Origin of the sequence: Prauserella salsuginis (genome assembly GCF_024648885.1) — a bacterium.
Lineage (GTDB): Bacteria > Actinomycetota > Actinomycetes > Mycobacteriales > Pseudonocardiaceae > Prauserella > Prauserella salsuginis.
Window position 1 is genome coordinate 103,767 of the sequence record NZ_JANBBF010000012.1, and the last position, 14,053, is coordinate 117,819.

At 64.9% G+C, this 14,053-nt stretch carries 11 protein-coding genes and 1 pseudogene; 8 read left to right on the top strand and 4 right to left on the bottom strand.

What is annotated here, in order from left to right; all coding sequences use genetic code 11:
- Positions 1–111 precede the first annotated feature (111 nt).
- The 3 genes and pseudogenes from LY40_RS18305 to LY40_RS18315 form a co-directional block, all read right to left on the bottom strand.
- A complete protein-coding gene (locus LY40_RS18305) occupies positions 112–825 on the bottom strand; it encodes an IS110 family transposase (RefSeq protein WP_258937567.1) in 714 nt (237 codons plus the stop codon).
- 196 nt (positions 826–1,021) lie between these two features.
- Positions 1,022–2,155 (bottom strand): annotated as a pseudogene (locus LY40_RS18310) (IS3 family transposase).
- A 941-nt stretch (positions 2,156–3,096) separates the two neighbouring features.
- Complete coding sequence (locus LY40_RS18315; RefSeq protein ID WP_258937841.1) at positions 3,097–3,972, bottom strand: amidohydrolase family protein; 876 nt, start codon at positions 3,970–3,972, stop codon at positions 3,097–3,099.
- Positions 3,973–4,208: 236 nt separating this feature from the next.
- Here LY40_RS18315 and LY40_RS18320 point away from each other — a divergent pair, with 236 nt between their 5' ends.
- Positions 4,209–5,789, top strand: a complete 1,581-nt coding sequence (locus tag LY40_RS18320) for a sensor histidine kinase (protein WP_258937568.1) — start codon at positions 4,209–4,211, stop codon at positions 5,787–5,789.
- The gene (locus LY40_RS18325) at positions 5,786–6,487 is read left to right on the top strand and encodes a response regulator (RefSeq protein WP_258937569.1); all 702 of its coding nucleotides are present in this window, start codon (positions 5,786–5,788) and stop codon (positions 6,485–6,487) included. The genes LY40_RS18320 and LY40_RS18325 overlap by 4 nt, the downstream gene beginning before the upstream one ends.
- A gap of 748 nt (positions 6,488–7,235) precedes the next feature.
- Here LY40_RS18325 and ligM read toward each other — a convergent pair.
- On the bottom strand, positions 7,236–8,636 hold the full coding sequence (gene ligM, locus LY40_RS18335) for a vanillate/3-O-methylgallate O-demethylase (protein ID WP_307876995.1): 1,401 nt from the start codon (positions 8,634–8,636) through the stop codon (positions 7,236–7,238).
- 304 nt (positions 8,637–8,940) lie between these two features.
- On the opposite strand from ligM, the gene LY40_RS18340 reads away from it, so the two are divergent.
- The 6 genes from LY40_RS18340 to LY40_RS18360 all read left to right on the top strand — a co-directional run bounded on the left by LY40_RS18340 (position 8,941) and on the right by LY40_RS18360 (position 14,017).
- Complete coding sequence (locus LY40_RS18340) at positions 8,941–9,300, top strand: protocatechuate 3,4-dioxygenase (RefSeq protein ID WP_258937571.1); 360 nt, start codon at positions 8,941–8,943, stop codon at positions 9,298–9,300.
- Positions 9,293–10,150, top strand: a complete 858-nt coding sequence (locus LY40_RS18345) for a class III extradiol dioxygenase subunit beta (protein ID WP_258937572.1) — start codon at positions 9,293–9,295, stop codon at positions 10,148–10,150. Before LY40_RS18340 ends, LY40_RS18345 begins: the two co-directional genes overlap by 8 nt.
- A gap of 11 nt (positions 10,151–10,161) precedes the next feature.
- The gene (locus LY40_RS26195) at positions 10,162–10,539 is read left to right on the top strand and encodes a dihydropteroate synthase (RefSeq protein WP_307876996.1); all 378 of its coding nucleotides are present in this window, start codon (positions 10,162–10,164) and stop codon (positions 10,537–10,539) included.
- Between the two features lies 1 nt (position 10,540).
- On the top strand, positions 10,541–10,864 hold the full coding sequence (locus LY40_RS26200; protein WP_307876964.1) for a dihydropteroate synthase: 324 nt from the start codon (positions 10,541–10,543) through the stop codon (positions 10,862–10,864).
- A 910-nt stretch (positions 10,865–11,774) separates the two neighbouring features.
- Entirely contained in the window at positions 11,775–13,136 is a 1,362-nt protein-coding gene (locus LY40_RS18355) for an aminomethyl transferase family protein (protein WP_258937573.1), read from the top strand.
- Between the two features lie 8 nt (positions 13,137–13,144).
- Positions 13,145–14,017, top strand: a complete 873-nt coding sequence (locus LY40_RS18360) for a methylenetetrahydrofolate reductase (RefSeq protein ID WP_258937574.1) — start codon at positions 13,145–13,147, stop codon at positions 14,015–14,017.
- Positions 14,018–14,053 lie beyond the last annotated feature (36 nt).

Here is a 14,053-nt window from a genome sequence, read left to right on the forward strand (position 1 = left end):
GCCCTTGATCCCGGTGCTCAAGACTCGGCTCGTGTCGTTCGCCTGCGCTTGAGCGAGGTCGTCAGGGACAGCGAGGTCGCCCGGAACGATGTACCTCACCCCGCCGGTCGTTCAGACGGTGGTATCGGCCTTGGTGCTGTCCTTGTAGCATCTGAGTTTCCACGGTCCACAGTAGACTATTATGCAGGTTTCCTTGCAGGCAAAATTCGGCGAACCGCCCGTCTTCGGTGGCGACCTTCGCCGTCGGTACAGGGAACGCGAGTTCGGGTTTTTGCGATTGCCAGTCCAGGCGGGATGCTCGCCCTTGATCGGGGGTCCGGAATTGTGGGTTGTGGGTGTGAATCCCGGCCGGACCGCGCCAGGGGAGAGGATCCCCAGCACGGCCGCGTGGGCGATGCGCGGTGTGAGGACGCGTGCCAGGGCGGGGTGGATGTCAGTTAGCATGCCGCGGATGCGGTTGCTGAGTCGGTTGGCTTCACTGGCCAGGTCATCGTCGAACCCGACCAGTGCCTCTAGCTCGACGAGGGCGTTGTCGCCGGTGTCGACCCGGCGCAACGTGTGGGGGTTGGCTGCGGGCGGCGCCGGCGATGATGAACGCGTCGCGGGCGTCGGTCTTGGCCGTGCCCGGTAGAGGTCGGCGATGCGGCGCATCGCCAGGCCGGGCAAGTAAGCCACCTCGTGCCCGCATGTCCGCGCCACCACGACCGGTAGGGTACCGATGATCGTGGCCGGCTGATCGACAACCACCAACAGAGGCCCACGCTGGGCAAACTGGTTGAAAGCCTCCCGCGGGCTTGGGCTCGCTGTTGGACAGCGGCCCGTCATTCAGCCGCTGCCCGGTGAGGCCCAGGCCCGCCGCTCGGTGATCGCCCTTGTCGACCTCCAACCCGAGGAACGCGCCATAACTGCTGGTCATGTGCAGTGTCTTTCGTCCGTGACGGGTAGTCGCCCGCCTGGGCATCGACGGCCGGGACCCACGCCTCCGATGAGACTGACTGGGCCCCGTTTGGTGGTCCAGTGGTTATGAGAGTGCGGGTTGGTTGGTGATCCACTGCTCGCGGAAGGTGGCCGGGGGTTGGCCGCCGAGCGAGCCGTGGGGTCTGTAGGTGTTGTACTCGATGCGTCAGTCCTCGGCCAGGACCTGGGCTTCGAGTAGCGTGTTGAACTGCTCGGTGGCCAGGAATTCGTCGCGGAATCGGCCGTTGAACGACTCGTTGTAGCCGTTCTGCCACGGCGCTCCGGGCTCGATGAACTCGGTCGACACGCCGCCGAAGCGGCACCAGTCGGCCAGAGCGGCGGAGGTCAGTTCTGGCCCGTTGTCCATCCGCAGATGCTGCGGCGTGCGCCCGGTCTCGGCGATGACCTTATCGAGCAGGGTTATCGTGTCATGAGCCGTGAACGAGCGGGCGGCCGTGGTGGCGAGGGCTTCGCGGGTGAACTCGTCAACGATGTTGCAGAACCGGATCTGCCGGCCGTCGGCGGTGACGTCGACCTGGTAGTCGATCGCCCACACGTGATCCGGCCGGGCGGTGGCCAGCCGATCGCCAGCACGGGGCCCGACCCGGCGGCGTTTACGCGCCCTGGGTGGTCGTTTCAGGCCTTCGTCGACCCAGTACGCTCGGTATCCGCTTGTGGTTTACCGCAAGGCCCTCGTTGCGCAGCAGCCAGTAGGCTTTGCGCCAGCCCCACCGGGGCTTGGTGGCGGCGATCTGCCGCAGCCGTGCCCGCACTGTCTGCTCGACGCCATCCGGCGGTGTTGCGGGGGTGAGCTGGGTCGAGCGGTGCTGCCCGACCACACGGCACGCCCGCCGCTGGGACACCCCGAAACGCTGCTGCAGCACCCCCACGGCGCGGCGACGACGTTCCGGGCTCACCAGTTTCCCCGGTGCAGATCCTTGAGCATGTCGATGTCCAGGGCCTGGTCGGCGACCATCTTCTTCAGCCGCGCGTTCTCCCGCTCGAGTTCCTTGAGCCGTTTGGCATCATCGGCCTTCAGCCCGCCGTACTGGTTGCGCCACCGGTACCAGGTTGCCTCGGTGATCTCCAGGTGCTTGCATACCGCCGCCAGCTCGGCTCCCGCGCCGAGCTGGCGGTCGCCTTCGCGCAGCTTGCGGATGATCTGCTCCGGCGTGTGCCGCCGGCGTCGCTCACTCATCGTCGTCAAGTCCTCCTGCGCCCACCATCGGGCATCGGACTCTCACAACAACCTGACCACCACCCGGGGATCAGGTCAAGACCTATCGCCAAGGTGGCGGTGTCCCTATTCAGCGCCCGGTGACACCACCTCGGACCATTCCTATGACTGGGTAACCAGCTATGTCGGATCTGGCGACCACAGCTCCCTTGATCAGGAACTACGAAGAAGGTGACGGGGTACCGGAGCTGAGCACGGACTGCGGCGACCACGGGCTGTGAGAGCTGCCCCGGCCTCCTCTGCTGGGGCGAGCTCGTCGACTAGAGGCTGACACGCAGCGCTCCCCCGGCGATGATTGTGTCTGCCCGCCGTGCTGCGACGGTCTTCCACACGCGTTCCGGGCCGAGCCGGCTTGGACGTGCGGTGATCGCCCTGCACGTCGTGTCGCCGGTATACGTGAACAGCCGGCTGGATCCAGGACGAGGGGTGTCGTGGCTCGAACCATGGTGAGTAGCGGTTCGAGGTTCCCAGGCTTCAGCACCGGTGTCATGCGGGGAGTCATCGACCCGGACCAGGAGTTTGCGCTTCCTGACGTCAGTTGCGGCGTGGGTTACGTTGCCAGAACCTCTCCGTTGAACACCACAGCGGTTTCATCGGCGTCGATGTGTTGGAAGGAGAGGGCCTCGTCGGTGCAGCGGTATATGAGTGGACCGTGATCGCGCCGATCTCGAACGCTGCGACAACAGCCTCCAGACAGGGAACTCCGTCGGAGAAGCAGCAGGCGACGGTGTCACGGGGTCGACGCCGGCGGCTTCGGGTGTCGTCGCCGGGCTGGGAGCCGTCGTCGAACTTGGCGTAGGTGTAGTCCCTTGCCGGGCTCGGAGGTCGCAGCGGCGTTTGGAAGACGTGCGGCGGCGCTCCTCCCATACCGGGCCGAACGGGGCGTTCATGATCAAACCCCCTCAGGGCTTCTCGGGGTTGTCCAGTCCGAAAAGCCGTACCGCGTTGTCTTTGAGGACGAGTGGACGGACTTCGTCCTTGATTTCGAGCTTTGCGAAGTCGCTCAACCAGCGATCCGGTGACAACGCGGGGAAGTCGGATCCGAAGAGCATCTTCCTCTTCAGTAGCGAGTTCGTCTGGGCCACGAGCTGGGGCGGGAAGTACTTGGGGGACCAGCCGGACAGGTCGATGTACACCTGCGGCTTGTGGCCTGCTATAGCGAGCGCCTCGTCCTGCCATGGCACCGATGGGTGCGCGATGATGATCGGCATGTCGGGAAAGTCGACAGCGACGTCGTCGAGGTACATGGGATTCGAGTACTTCAACCGGATTCCTCCGCCTCCTCGTTGTCCCGCGCCGACACCGGTCTGACCGCTGTGGAAGAGGGCGGGCAGGCCTGCTTCGCTGATCACCTCGTAGAGCGGGTAGGCCATCGGGTCGTTCGGAAAGAACCCCTGGTCGCTGGGGTGGAACTTGAATCCGCGGACAAGATGTTCGTCGATAAGCCGGCGGGCGGCCCGCACGGCCGCGGCGCCGTGTGCAGGATCGACGCTGGCGAACGGTATGAGCGTATCCGGATACTCCGCAGCCTGTTCGGCGATCTCCTCGTTGGAGACCCTCGGATCGTGGCCTGTCCGGCTGGCCGAGTCGACTGTAAACACGATCGCCGCCATGGAGCGCTCGCGGTAATACTGCGCCAGTTCCGGCACAGTGAACTCACGGATGGTCCCGAACGTGCCTGCCAGGGCATCGGTACCGGAATCCGACCGCTGATGCTCGGTCACAGACGCGAGGACATGGGTGTGCACGTCGATCGCGGTCAGCCGACTGACGTCCATGCGGCTCTCCCTGTTGAGTCGGTTGATGCGCGCCGGGAAATCGGCGCGTTCACTCCAGTGACATACGCTAGGCACAGCAGCTCGCACGTGCCCACCGAGCAATGACCGATCGCAGTCGGCTGTTCAGCCACCTGAAGGTGCGACGGATGACGTAGATCCGTGCTGGCAGGTAGCAATAAGCCGCCCGATGGGCATGCTGGCGGGAGTACCTGACGACGACGTCGGGAGGAGGTCACATGTCCGGTTCCGAGTTACCCTTTGGGTGGGCCGATCTCGCCATTTGCGCTCCGGAGGGGCTCGCGGTTGTTGATCCGGACGGTCTCTTCGTGCAGCTCAATGCGGCTGGGGTGGAGCTGTGCGCCTGTCCTGCTGAGGGCTTGATTGGGACGCGAGCGCCGTTCGAGCTGACTCAGCACCGGTCGGCGGAGCCTCTCAGGCTTCTCGACGACGGAGCCACGGAACAACTCTGCACCTGGGCCCCGACCGCTGGCGTGCGCCGTGAGTTCGCGTACCGGACTCGGCTCCTGTCCGCCGACACGGGACATACGGTCGTCGCGTTTCGAGACGTCGGAAGGGAGCGGCATCGCCAGCGCCGAGTCGCCGCTATCGCCCGCTCGGCCACCAAGCTGGCGTCCGAGGGGTCGATCACAGCGACGCTCGACACGCTGGCCAGGGAGGTGCTCCAGGCTGACGCGCTTGCCGGTGTCCAGATCCTCACTCTGGACGAGTCGAACACCGGACTGCGGATCATGGGATCGGCGGGGTTTCGACGTTGGCCTGACTTCTTCGAGCGGTTGATGCAGTGTCGGGAACGCGGCGCTTCGCTGAAGATGCTCGAGTCGCTCCAGCTTCGTGAACCGATCGTCGTCGCGGACCGGTGGGATGCAATTCAACGGGATCCGTCCTGGGAGCCCCTGCACGAGTATCTCGGTGAACTCGAATGGGACTGGTTCGCCAGCGTCCCGCTGATTACCCGAGGCCGGTCGGCGGGCGTTCTCAACGCTTTCTTCGTTCCAGGGCAGGTCGTGGGCCAACGGACCCTCGAGTTCCTGCTCGCGATGGCCGAGCAAGCTGCGATCGCGGTCGACTACGCGTCGCTCCTGCAGAACGAGCGCGAGCTCGCCCGCAGGGAGGAACGTCAACGGCTGGCCCGTGACCTGCACGACTCCGTCGTTCAGCAGGTCTTCTCGATCGGGATGCAGGCGAAGTCCATGGGGGTGGTCGGCGCGCGGGGCACGGACGTGTCGGCTGAGAGCGTTAGGCGATTTTCCGAGGAGGTCGGCCGGTTGTCGAGGACCGTTCTCGCCGACCTTCGAGCGATGGTGCACGAACTACGGCCGTCTTCGTCAGTCGAACTGGGATTGGGGGAGGCGGTCCGGGCCTTGGTCACGAGCACGATCAACCGAACTCCGCTGGAGGTCAGCCTCAGCGTCGGTCAGGGACTCGATCGGACCTCGCCGGAGATGGCTGAGGATGTTTACCGCATCCTTGCCGAGGCGCTCCACAACGTCGTCAAGCATGCTCAGGCCGAGCACGTGACGATCCGCCTGGGCGTGGATGACGATTCCCTCAGGGCCACGATTTCCGACGACGGCCGTGGAGTGCGCGATGACGGAGATCCCGACAGCGGGTACGGGCTGACGGGCATGCGTGAGCGTGCCGAACGCTGGGGCGGGACGGTTCACATTCGCGCTCGGTCGTCCGGAGGCACATCGGTACGTGTACTGGTGCCGCTGCTGTTGCCGGTGTTGGGAAATGCGGCACAGAACGGGGTCATGTCGGACGAACACACGGATTCGGAGGACTGCACATCATGAACGCTCCCAGTGAGTCGAACGCCGTATCGCGGCCTGATGGCAAGGATCAGGTGCGCGTCTTGATCGTCGATGACCACGCCGTTGTTCGACGTGGTATCCGGGCCTATCTCGAAGTCCTGGACGACTTGGAGGTTGCCGACGAGGCCAGTGACGGGAAGGCGGCCCTCGATCGAATCGAGGCGATGGCGGCGCACGGGGATCTACCGGACGTCGTGCTCCTCGACCTGCTGATGCCGAAGGTGGACGGTACAGCTGCGACCGCACGCATCACACAGCGTTTTCCTGGAGTGCGGGTCGTAGTACTGACGAGCTTCGGCGAAACCGAGCGCGTTCATGCTGCGCTCGCCAACGGCGCCTCCGGCTATCTCCTCAAAGACGCTGAGCCCTCCGAAGTGGTCGCAGCTATCCGCGCGGCCGCGCGAGGAGACGTGTTCCTGGACCCCGCAGTAGCACGCCAACTGACCCAGGAGATCGTCGCTCCGCCGACGGGGATTAGCGCCCTGACCGGTCGGGAGCGAGACGTGCTGATTCTCGTCGCTAACGGCTACTCGAACCGGGAGATCGCCGACGAGCTCGTCATCAGCGAACGGACGGCTCGTACGCACGTAAGCAACGTGCTGCGCAAACTTCAGTTGACTTCGCGTACCCAGGCCGCCCTGGTCGCCGTCTATCAGGGGCTGGTTCCGCCGCAGATCTGACTGCCGTAACTACGACGAATGACGTCGGCGGCGCACGACGGACGTTGCCAGCGGAACCATCGGTCAGATCCTTCGATGTGAGGTCTTTGCCAGCGTCGAGCAAGTATAGCCGGACGTTCAGCGCTGCCGGGCCGCCGACCGTGGTGAAGGACTGTTCGCAACGAGATCGATGTCCTTCTGTGGTCGATCGTGCTCACCGCGTTGTCGCGGGTGGTTGCCACCATTCCCGGCTCGGGTCAGCTCGTCGAAGCGATCGACCGGGACGAGCCGGTCCCGGAAAACGTCCGATCGCCACAGCCTGTACTCGCCCCCTGTGGCGACAGGATCCCACCCCACGGCGGTCGCGGAGCAGCTCCACGCGGAGGCCCGCTCAACGACGAGTTGACTGACTACCTGCCCGCTCCGCTCGACTTCGGAGGAGACTGACATGCCCAGGACCGCGCACCGCGCCAAAGGCGTCCGAGCACTTCCCCTCGGCAAGGAGCTCGGTCAGAGCGGCCTGGAGGATATCACCCGGGAGACCGTCGACAAGTTCGCTGACGCCGCCGGCGACCACCATTGGATCCACGTGGACCCGGGAGCGGGCGAAGGACGGCCCCTTCGGCAACAAGATCCGGCTTCGATTTATAACCGGCCGACGTCAAGGTCTAAGGCCGTACAGCCTTGAAGTCGGGCTCGTAGGAACAGTCTGTCGGTTCGATGTCTCGGAGTCCTCGGTCACACAGGGCACAGATACGCCACTACGCCGTCAGCTCGTCGCGGATGTCCGCCACCCGGGTTGGTAGGATTCCCGTGCCATCGTGGTGTACGGCGCAGGGCTCACCACCGCGCGGACCGCGAGCTGCTCGTGCGGTTGCACGGTGGTCTTTCCTGATCCTCCGTTCGGCTCGCCCCAGACGACCTGTACCTCTGCGCCCAGTGGGACGTCGGGGTTGACTGTGGCAAGAGACAGGGCCTTGCGCTCGTTGGCGCTGTAGCCGGTGAACAGTGACAGGCCGACGGTGTTGCCGTCGGCATCGTTGATGGCGTCGAAGTTCGAGGATCCGTAGTTGGCGTTGGGCAGGTCGAAGAACTGGTATCCGGGCCCGTCCATCACCGGTGATGCCAGCAGCTTGGCAACGTCCTCGGTATTCCACGCAAGCGTCACCTTGCGGCGCTGGGTAGCCGGGTCGATGGCCTCGAGGGCGCTGCGACCGATGAAGTCATGGTCGAATTTCACGAACCCGCCGTAGCCGAGCTCCCACGGATTGAGATAGTAGTCCTCGATCTTGTCCGAGACGAAGCTGCCGGCCAGAGCATTCATCGCCTCGTAGCTGTCGGGGCCCAGCCACTCGCGGTAGGGGCGCAGTTCCTCGCTGGTGTAGATGGCGGGAAGCGGCGACGGAATCCAGCCCGACTCAAGCGTGTTGGACGAGTAGGCACGCGCACCGCAGGGCTCGAGGCCGAACTCCCGTCCGGCCTCGAGGATGGCCTCGCGGACCTTGTCGTAACTCTCGTATGGCCCCCAGATCTCCAGACCCGGCGCCCCCGCCATGCCGTGGCGGAGCGTGCGGACCTGCTCGCCCGCAATGTCCATGTAGCCCATCTTGAAGAAGCGGACCTGCTCGACGGGGCCGCCGTGGACCTTCTCGATTACCTGCCAGGCACGGGGACCCTGTATCTGAAAGCGCCACACGTCACGAGTGACCTGTTTGCCGTAGGGACGCGACGGTGAACGGTCGTCATAGCGGACGTCGATGTTGTAGCCCTGGCTGCCCGTGAACTGGAGCCAATTGGCCACCGGGGCGCGGCCGACGAAGACGAACTCCTCTTTGTCGAGTCGGAAGAGAATGCCGTCGCCGATCACACCCCCTTCGGGGGACGCGGGAACGAACTGCTTGGCCGAGTCGACCGGGAAGTTCGCGGTGGAGTTGATACCGGTGTCGGTGAAAAGTTTGAGGGCGTCCGGCCCTGACACCCACAGGTTGACCATATGGTGTGACTGGTCGAACAGCACCGCGGTGTTCTGCCAGGCCGTCACCTCCCGGCGGAAGTTTGTGAATTCCGCGGGTACTACCGGGTAAATGTACGCACCGAGCCTGGAGTTGCGAAGTAACTCGACGGTGTTCCCGGCTCGGTCCAGAACTTCCTGAAGATTCTTGGCGCTCATCTGCCACCCGCTCTCGGTCTGCGTGTTCTGCGCTGATGCATGGCCGGACGTGAGGTCGACGGCCATGGTTGCCAACGGTAGGTACCCTGCGAGTCCCATCGGCACCGTGAAATGGCGGAAACGGGACGGCGAGAAAGCCAGGTGCGACTACGCCATGTGTCGTACATGATGGTGCCTGCGTCGAATGTCCCGCTCCGCGACGGACACCCCGCACAGTGGCAGACGAGACAGGTGGGCGATGGCCTCGGGCTCCTGCAGGTCCTACCGTCAGCGAGGTAGCCGCAGCTATGGGCAGGGAGCAGACATGACGAGCCAGAGCAGGGTGGAGCTGCCGGGAACCTATGTCTTCGATGGGCCGACCAGTCGTCGGGGTCACAGTATGAACAAACTGTTCATGTCGCTGATCGACGAAGGCCTCCGCACCGAGTTTCTCGCCGACGAGTCGGCGTACTGCGCGCGTTTCGGTCTCTCCGAGGAGCAGACGACCGCCGTGCTGCAGCGCGACTGGCAGGCGATGCTCGATCTGGGTGGCAGCATCTTCTACGTCTACAAGCTCGCCATGCTGGACGGGCTTTCCATGCAATACCTCGGTGGCGTATTCACAGGCATGTCCGAGGACGATTTCAAGGCCGCAATGTTGGCGGGAGGACGCACCGATGTCTGACGTGATTTGGGGGCTGGCAACATCGCACGTCCCGTCGATCGGCGCCGCGATGGACCGCGGGATGACCGATCAGCCCGTGTGGGCCCCGTTGTTCGAGGGCTACCAGCCCGCCCGGGATTGGCTTGCCCAGAACATTCCGGACGTGGCGATCCTCGTCTACAACGATCACGCCAACGGCGTTGATCCGGATATCGTGCCGACGTTCGCGATCGGCGCCGCGGAGCGCTACCGCGTCGCGGATGAGGGGTTTGGCCGCCGTGCCGTGCCAGACGTGGTCGGCGATCCCGACCTGTCCTTCCACTTGCTGCACAATCTTGTCGACGAGGGTTTCGACCTCACCATATTCCAGGAGCTCGACGTCGATCACGGGTTCACCGTGCCGCTGTCGGTGTGGACGCCGGACCCCGGCGATGCCTGGCCGTGCCCGGTCATCCCGATCATGGTCAACGTGATCCGTTACCCGCAGCCCACCGCCGCGCGCTGTTACGAGCTCGGCAAGGCACTGGGGCGCGCGATCGCGAGCTACCAGGGTGCGCGGACGGTCGGAATCCTCGGCACGGGCGGGATGTCTCATCAGCTTGCGGGGTCACGAGCCGGCTTCATCAATGTAGATTTCGACCTCATGTTCCTGGAATCCATCGAGAAAGACCCTGAGAAACTGGCTTCGTTGAGTCGCGAGGAGCTGATTCGCCAAGCTGGTTCCGAGGGAATCGAGCTGATCATGTGGCTGGTGATGCGTGGCGCGCTCAGCGAGCAGGTAGCGAATGTCCACACCGCGTATCACGTGCCCGCTTCGAACACCGCCGCGGGCCTGGCGCTGTTCGACAACCGGGTTGCCCAGACCGACTGACCGGATTCGTCCTGCCGTGGCCGCAGGACTCGTTTTCCGACGGCGGGCTGTACGACCGAACGGCCGCGGCCGTCGCCCACGGCGAACTGATGTGGGATTCGGGCGCCGACTACATCGACGTCGGCGGTGAATCGACTCGGCCGGGCGCCTCCCGCGTGCCGGCCTCTGAGGAGGTGCGGCGGGTCGTTCCCGTCGTCGAACGGATGGTTGCGACCGGGATCGCGGTGAGCATCGACACCACCAGGGCCGTAGTGGCGGAGGCCACTGTGGCCTCCGGAGCTCTGCTGGTCGACGACGTGAGTGCTGGCCTGGCCGATCCGGACTGGCCCACGTCGTGGCCCAGGCCGGGGTTCCATGGGTGCCCACCACTCCTGGGGAACGAGCCGTGACATGTACGCCACAGCCGTGTACCAGGATGTCGTCAGTGAGGTGGCCGAGGAGCTGCGGATTCGGGAGGACGCCGCTGTCGCAGGGGGTTGCTCCGGACCGAATCGTTCTGGAGCCGGACTGGGCTTCGCGGAGAGTCCCGACCATAACTGGACCTTGTTGGCGCACCTCGACGAGTTGCTGAGCCTCGGATTCCCGGTCGTGGTCGGGTCCTCGCACAAGAGTTTCTTGGCCGGTGTGCTCGCGGGCGCCAGGGCCGACGGACCTGCTCGCCTGCGGGTGCTCGCGGCCCAGGCAGGGGCGCGGGTGTCCGCGTCCACGATGTAGCGGCGTCTGCTGACGCGGCGCGTGTTGTCGATCGGATCGACGCTGGGCGGTCCGCCTCGCAGGCAAACGGCTGACCGGCGCTCCCGGTTGTTGTCACGGACTGCATTGGTCTGGCACGCAGAGCGCACAGCGGCGATGCGGTATCGGCCCGCTGACGGCGATCCCTTGGGGTCGGCTCGCCGGGAGCGAACGGCTCAACGCCCGTCCCCACCTTGCGGCGGAAGTGGATGGCCGCGGCCTGCATTCCGGGCACATCCGGTACGAATGCCGAGGCAGCATCCCCGCTGATGCGCCTGCGCGGCTCGCCGGGCTCCGTGTTGGAGTACCCACATCTGATCGGGCCGCTGCCCCATCCCGCGTCACACGGTGCGCCTGCTGCCCCGTCATTCGACGTGTCTTGCCGGAGTTACCCGGTTTCGGTTTCGAAGTGGTCGCCACCGAGCCGGTGGGGGTCAGCCGCGGTCGGCGCACGTTCTCGGCCCCATGCCACGGACGATGTCGTCGGCCGGTCCTCACGGCGAGCACGTCCCCGTGGCCGAGTGGGCCGGCCGCCTCCAAGTGGGTCCATCGATGGGCCAACCGCCGTGTACTTCCAGGTACAGGAGGTCCATCGCTGGGCACGGCTGCCTCCGCGCTCGGCATCGCGGGCCGGATCGTCGAGAAGCTCGTCGCCTGGTCAGCAATGACGGTGACCTCGATGCCGAAGCTGGACACCAGTCTACGTCACTTGTCGCGGACCGTCCGCGACGCCAGGCGAGGACGGTTCCGGTCATCCGCGCGATCCCTGGTGAGGGGCCTGTTTCCTAGCGTCGTGGTAGGTCCGGAGCGCGACCCGGCGATGCTGTCGGCGGCGGCTTCGCGGGCGGTGCATCCGACATGACGGCCACCCGAGAAAGGTTCGTACACGATCATGACGTCCGAAAGTCTTGCGGCAGCGATCGCCCGTGTCGGAAACCCGGTCGACCTACTGCGCAACACCGCGGCCCGCGCTCACACGTTCCCTGTCGCTGCAGAGTTCAGCAACTGGCGTTCAGAGCAGCGCGCCTGGGCAGAATCCTGCGCACTGCTCGATCAATCACACCACATGACCGACCTGTTCCTCGAAGGGCCGGATGCGCTGAAGCTGCTCAGCGACCTCGCGGTGAACACGTTCGCCAACTTCGGCGTGAACAAGGCGAAGCAGTTCGTTGCCGTCAATCCCAGTGGACAACTGATCGGCGACGCGATCCTGTTCCACCTGGAGGAGGAGCTGTTTGACCTCGTGGGCCATCCCATGGTGATCGATTGGGTACTGTTCCATCTCGATCGCGGTAGCTACCGGGTAACAGCTGAACGGGATGAGAACTCCGCAGTCCGCAAGTTCGGACCCCCCAAGTTCTACCGCTACGAGCTACAGGGCCCGACCGCCGCAGCGGTGCTCGAGCAGGCCACCGGCGCCGCCCTTCCCGAGACCAAGTTCTTCAACATGGCGGACTTCAGGATCGCCGGGCACACCGTGCGTGGGTTGCGTCACGGTATGGCGGGCCAGCCCGGCTTCGAGCTGTTCGGTCCATGGGACGAGGGTGAGGCCGTGCTCGGCGCACTGCTGGAGGCTGGTGAGGGCCACGGCCTGCTCCGGGCCGGCGCGAAGGCATACTCGACCGCGAACCTCGAATCGGGCTGGGTGCCGGCGCCGATTCCGGCGATCTTTGGCGATGACCCATTGCTCAACGAGTACCGCGAGTGGTTGCGCGCGTCGGCGGTCGGCGCGGTCGGTGGCAGCGTCGACTCCGAGGACATCGAGGACTACTACCTGACGCCGTACGACATCGGCTATGACCGCAACGTCAAGTTCGACCATGACTTCGTCGGTCGCGAGGCGTTGGAAGAACTCGCGAAGAACCCTCCCCGTAGCAAGGTCACGCTCGTCTGGAACAACGACGACGTCACCGAGGCGCTGGGTTCACTGCTGTCCAAGGGTCCGGGCGCCAAGTACCTCGACCTACCCAAGATCCGTTATGCGCTGCACCAAGAGGACATGGTCCTCTGTGGAGGAGAGCAGATCGGTGTCTCGCTCGACTGCGGCTACATCGCCAACGAGCGCGCCATGGTCTCGCTGGCGACCGTCGCGAAGGACTACGCCACGCCCGGCACCGAGGTGACGGTGGTTTGGGGAGAGGAGCCGAACTCGGCCAAGCCCCAGGTCGAGGAACACAAGAGCTGGAAGATCCGGGCAACGGTTGCGCCCGTGCCGTTCGTCCAGTTCGCGCGCACCAACTACCGGAGCAAATGATGACCTCTGTGACGAACAGCCGGGCCTCGAGCTCGGCCCCGCGACCTCGCACGGCGAAGCAGGCGGTCGCAACCGCGTTGCGCGCCGCGACGTACGAGATCCTTCCGCTCAAGAGTGCCGAGGAGAAGGTGCTCGCGCATGTTCCAAAAGACGTAGAACTTACGGTCACCACGACCGAAGCAAAAGGACTCGCCCCGACGATCGATCTCGCCGTCAAGCTTGGTGAAGCAGGTTACCGAGCGGCACCGCACCTGGCGGCTCGCCAAGTCAGGGACCGTGCGCACTTGATAGACCTCGTCACGCGGCTACGCGAGGCGAGTGTTGACAGCGTCTTCGTGATCGGTGGCGATGCCGCCGAGTCGGGAGAGTACCCGGACGCGCTGACCCTGTTGGAAGCCATGAAGGAGATCGGGCATCCGTTCTCCACGGTGGGAATCGGTGGCTATCCCGAGGGGCATGGGAAGATCGCTGACGATCTGATCGAACAGGCCATGAAGGACAAAGCGCCGTACGTCACGCAGATCATTTCCCAGCTCTGCTTCGACGGTGACACCACCATCGAGTGGGCACGCGAGGTCGCCGGCAACGGTGTCGACCTGCCGATCCGTGTCGGCATCCCCGGGGCCATCAGCAGGCAGAAGCTGATCCGCGTCTCGGCAGGGCTCGGCCTCGGTCAGTCGGCGAAGTTCCTCAGCAAGCAGCAGAACATGTTCTGGCGGTTCTTCCGGCCCGGTGGGTACAACCCGAACAAACTGATCGAGCGGCTCACCCCTGCGTTCGCGCAGCAGGACAACAACCTGCAAGGCTTCCATGTCTACACCTTCAATGATCTGGACAGTACAGAGGCCTGGCGTCAACGCTGGCTTGCCAAGCTGTCCTGAACCCTGCACCGAGCAACCGGCGTACCCGAAACGCTT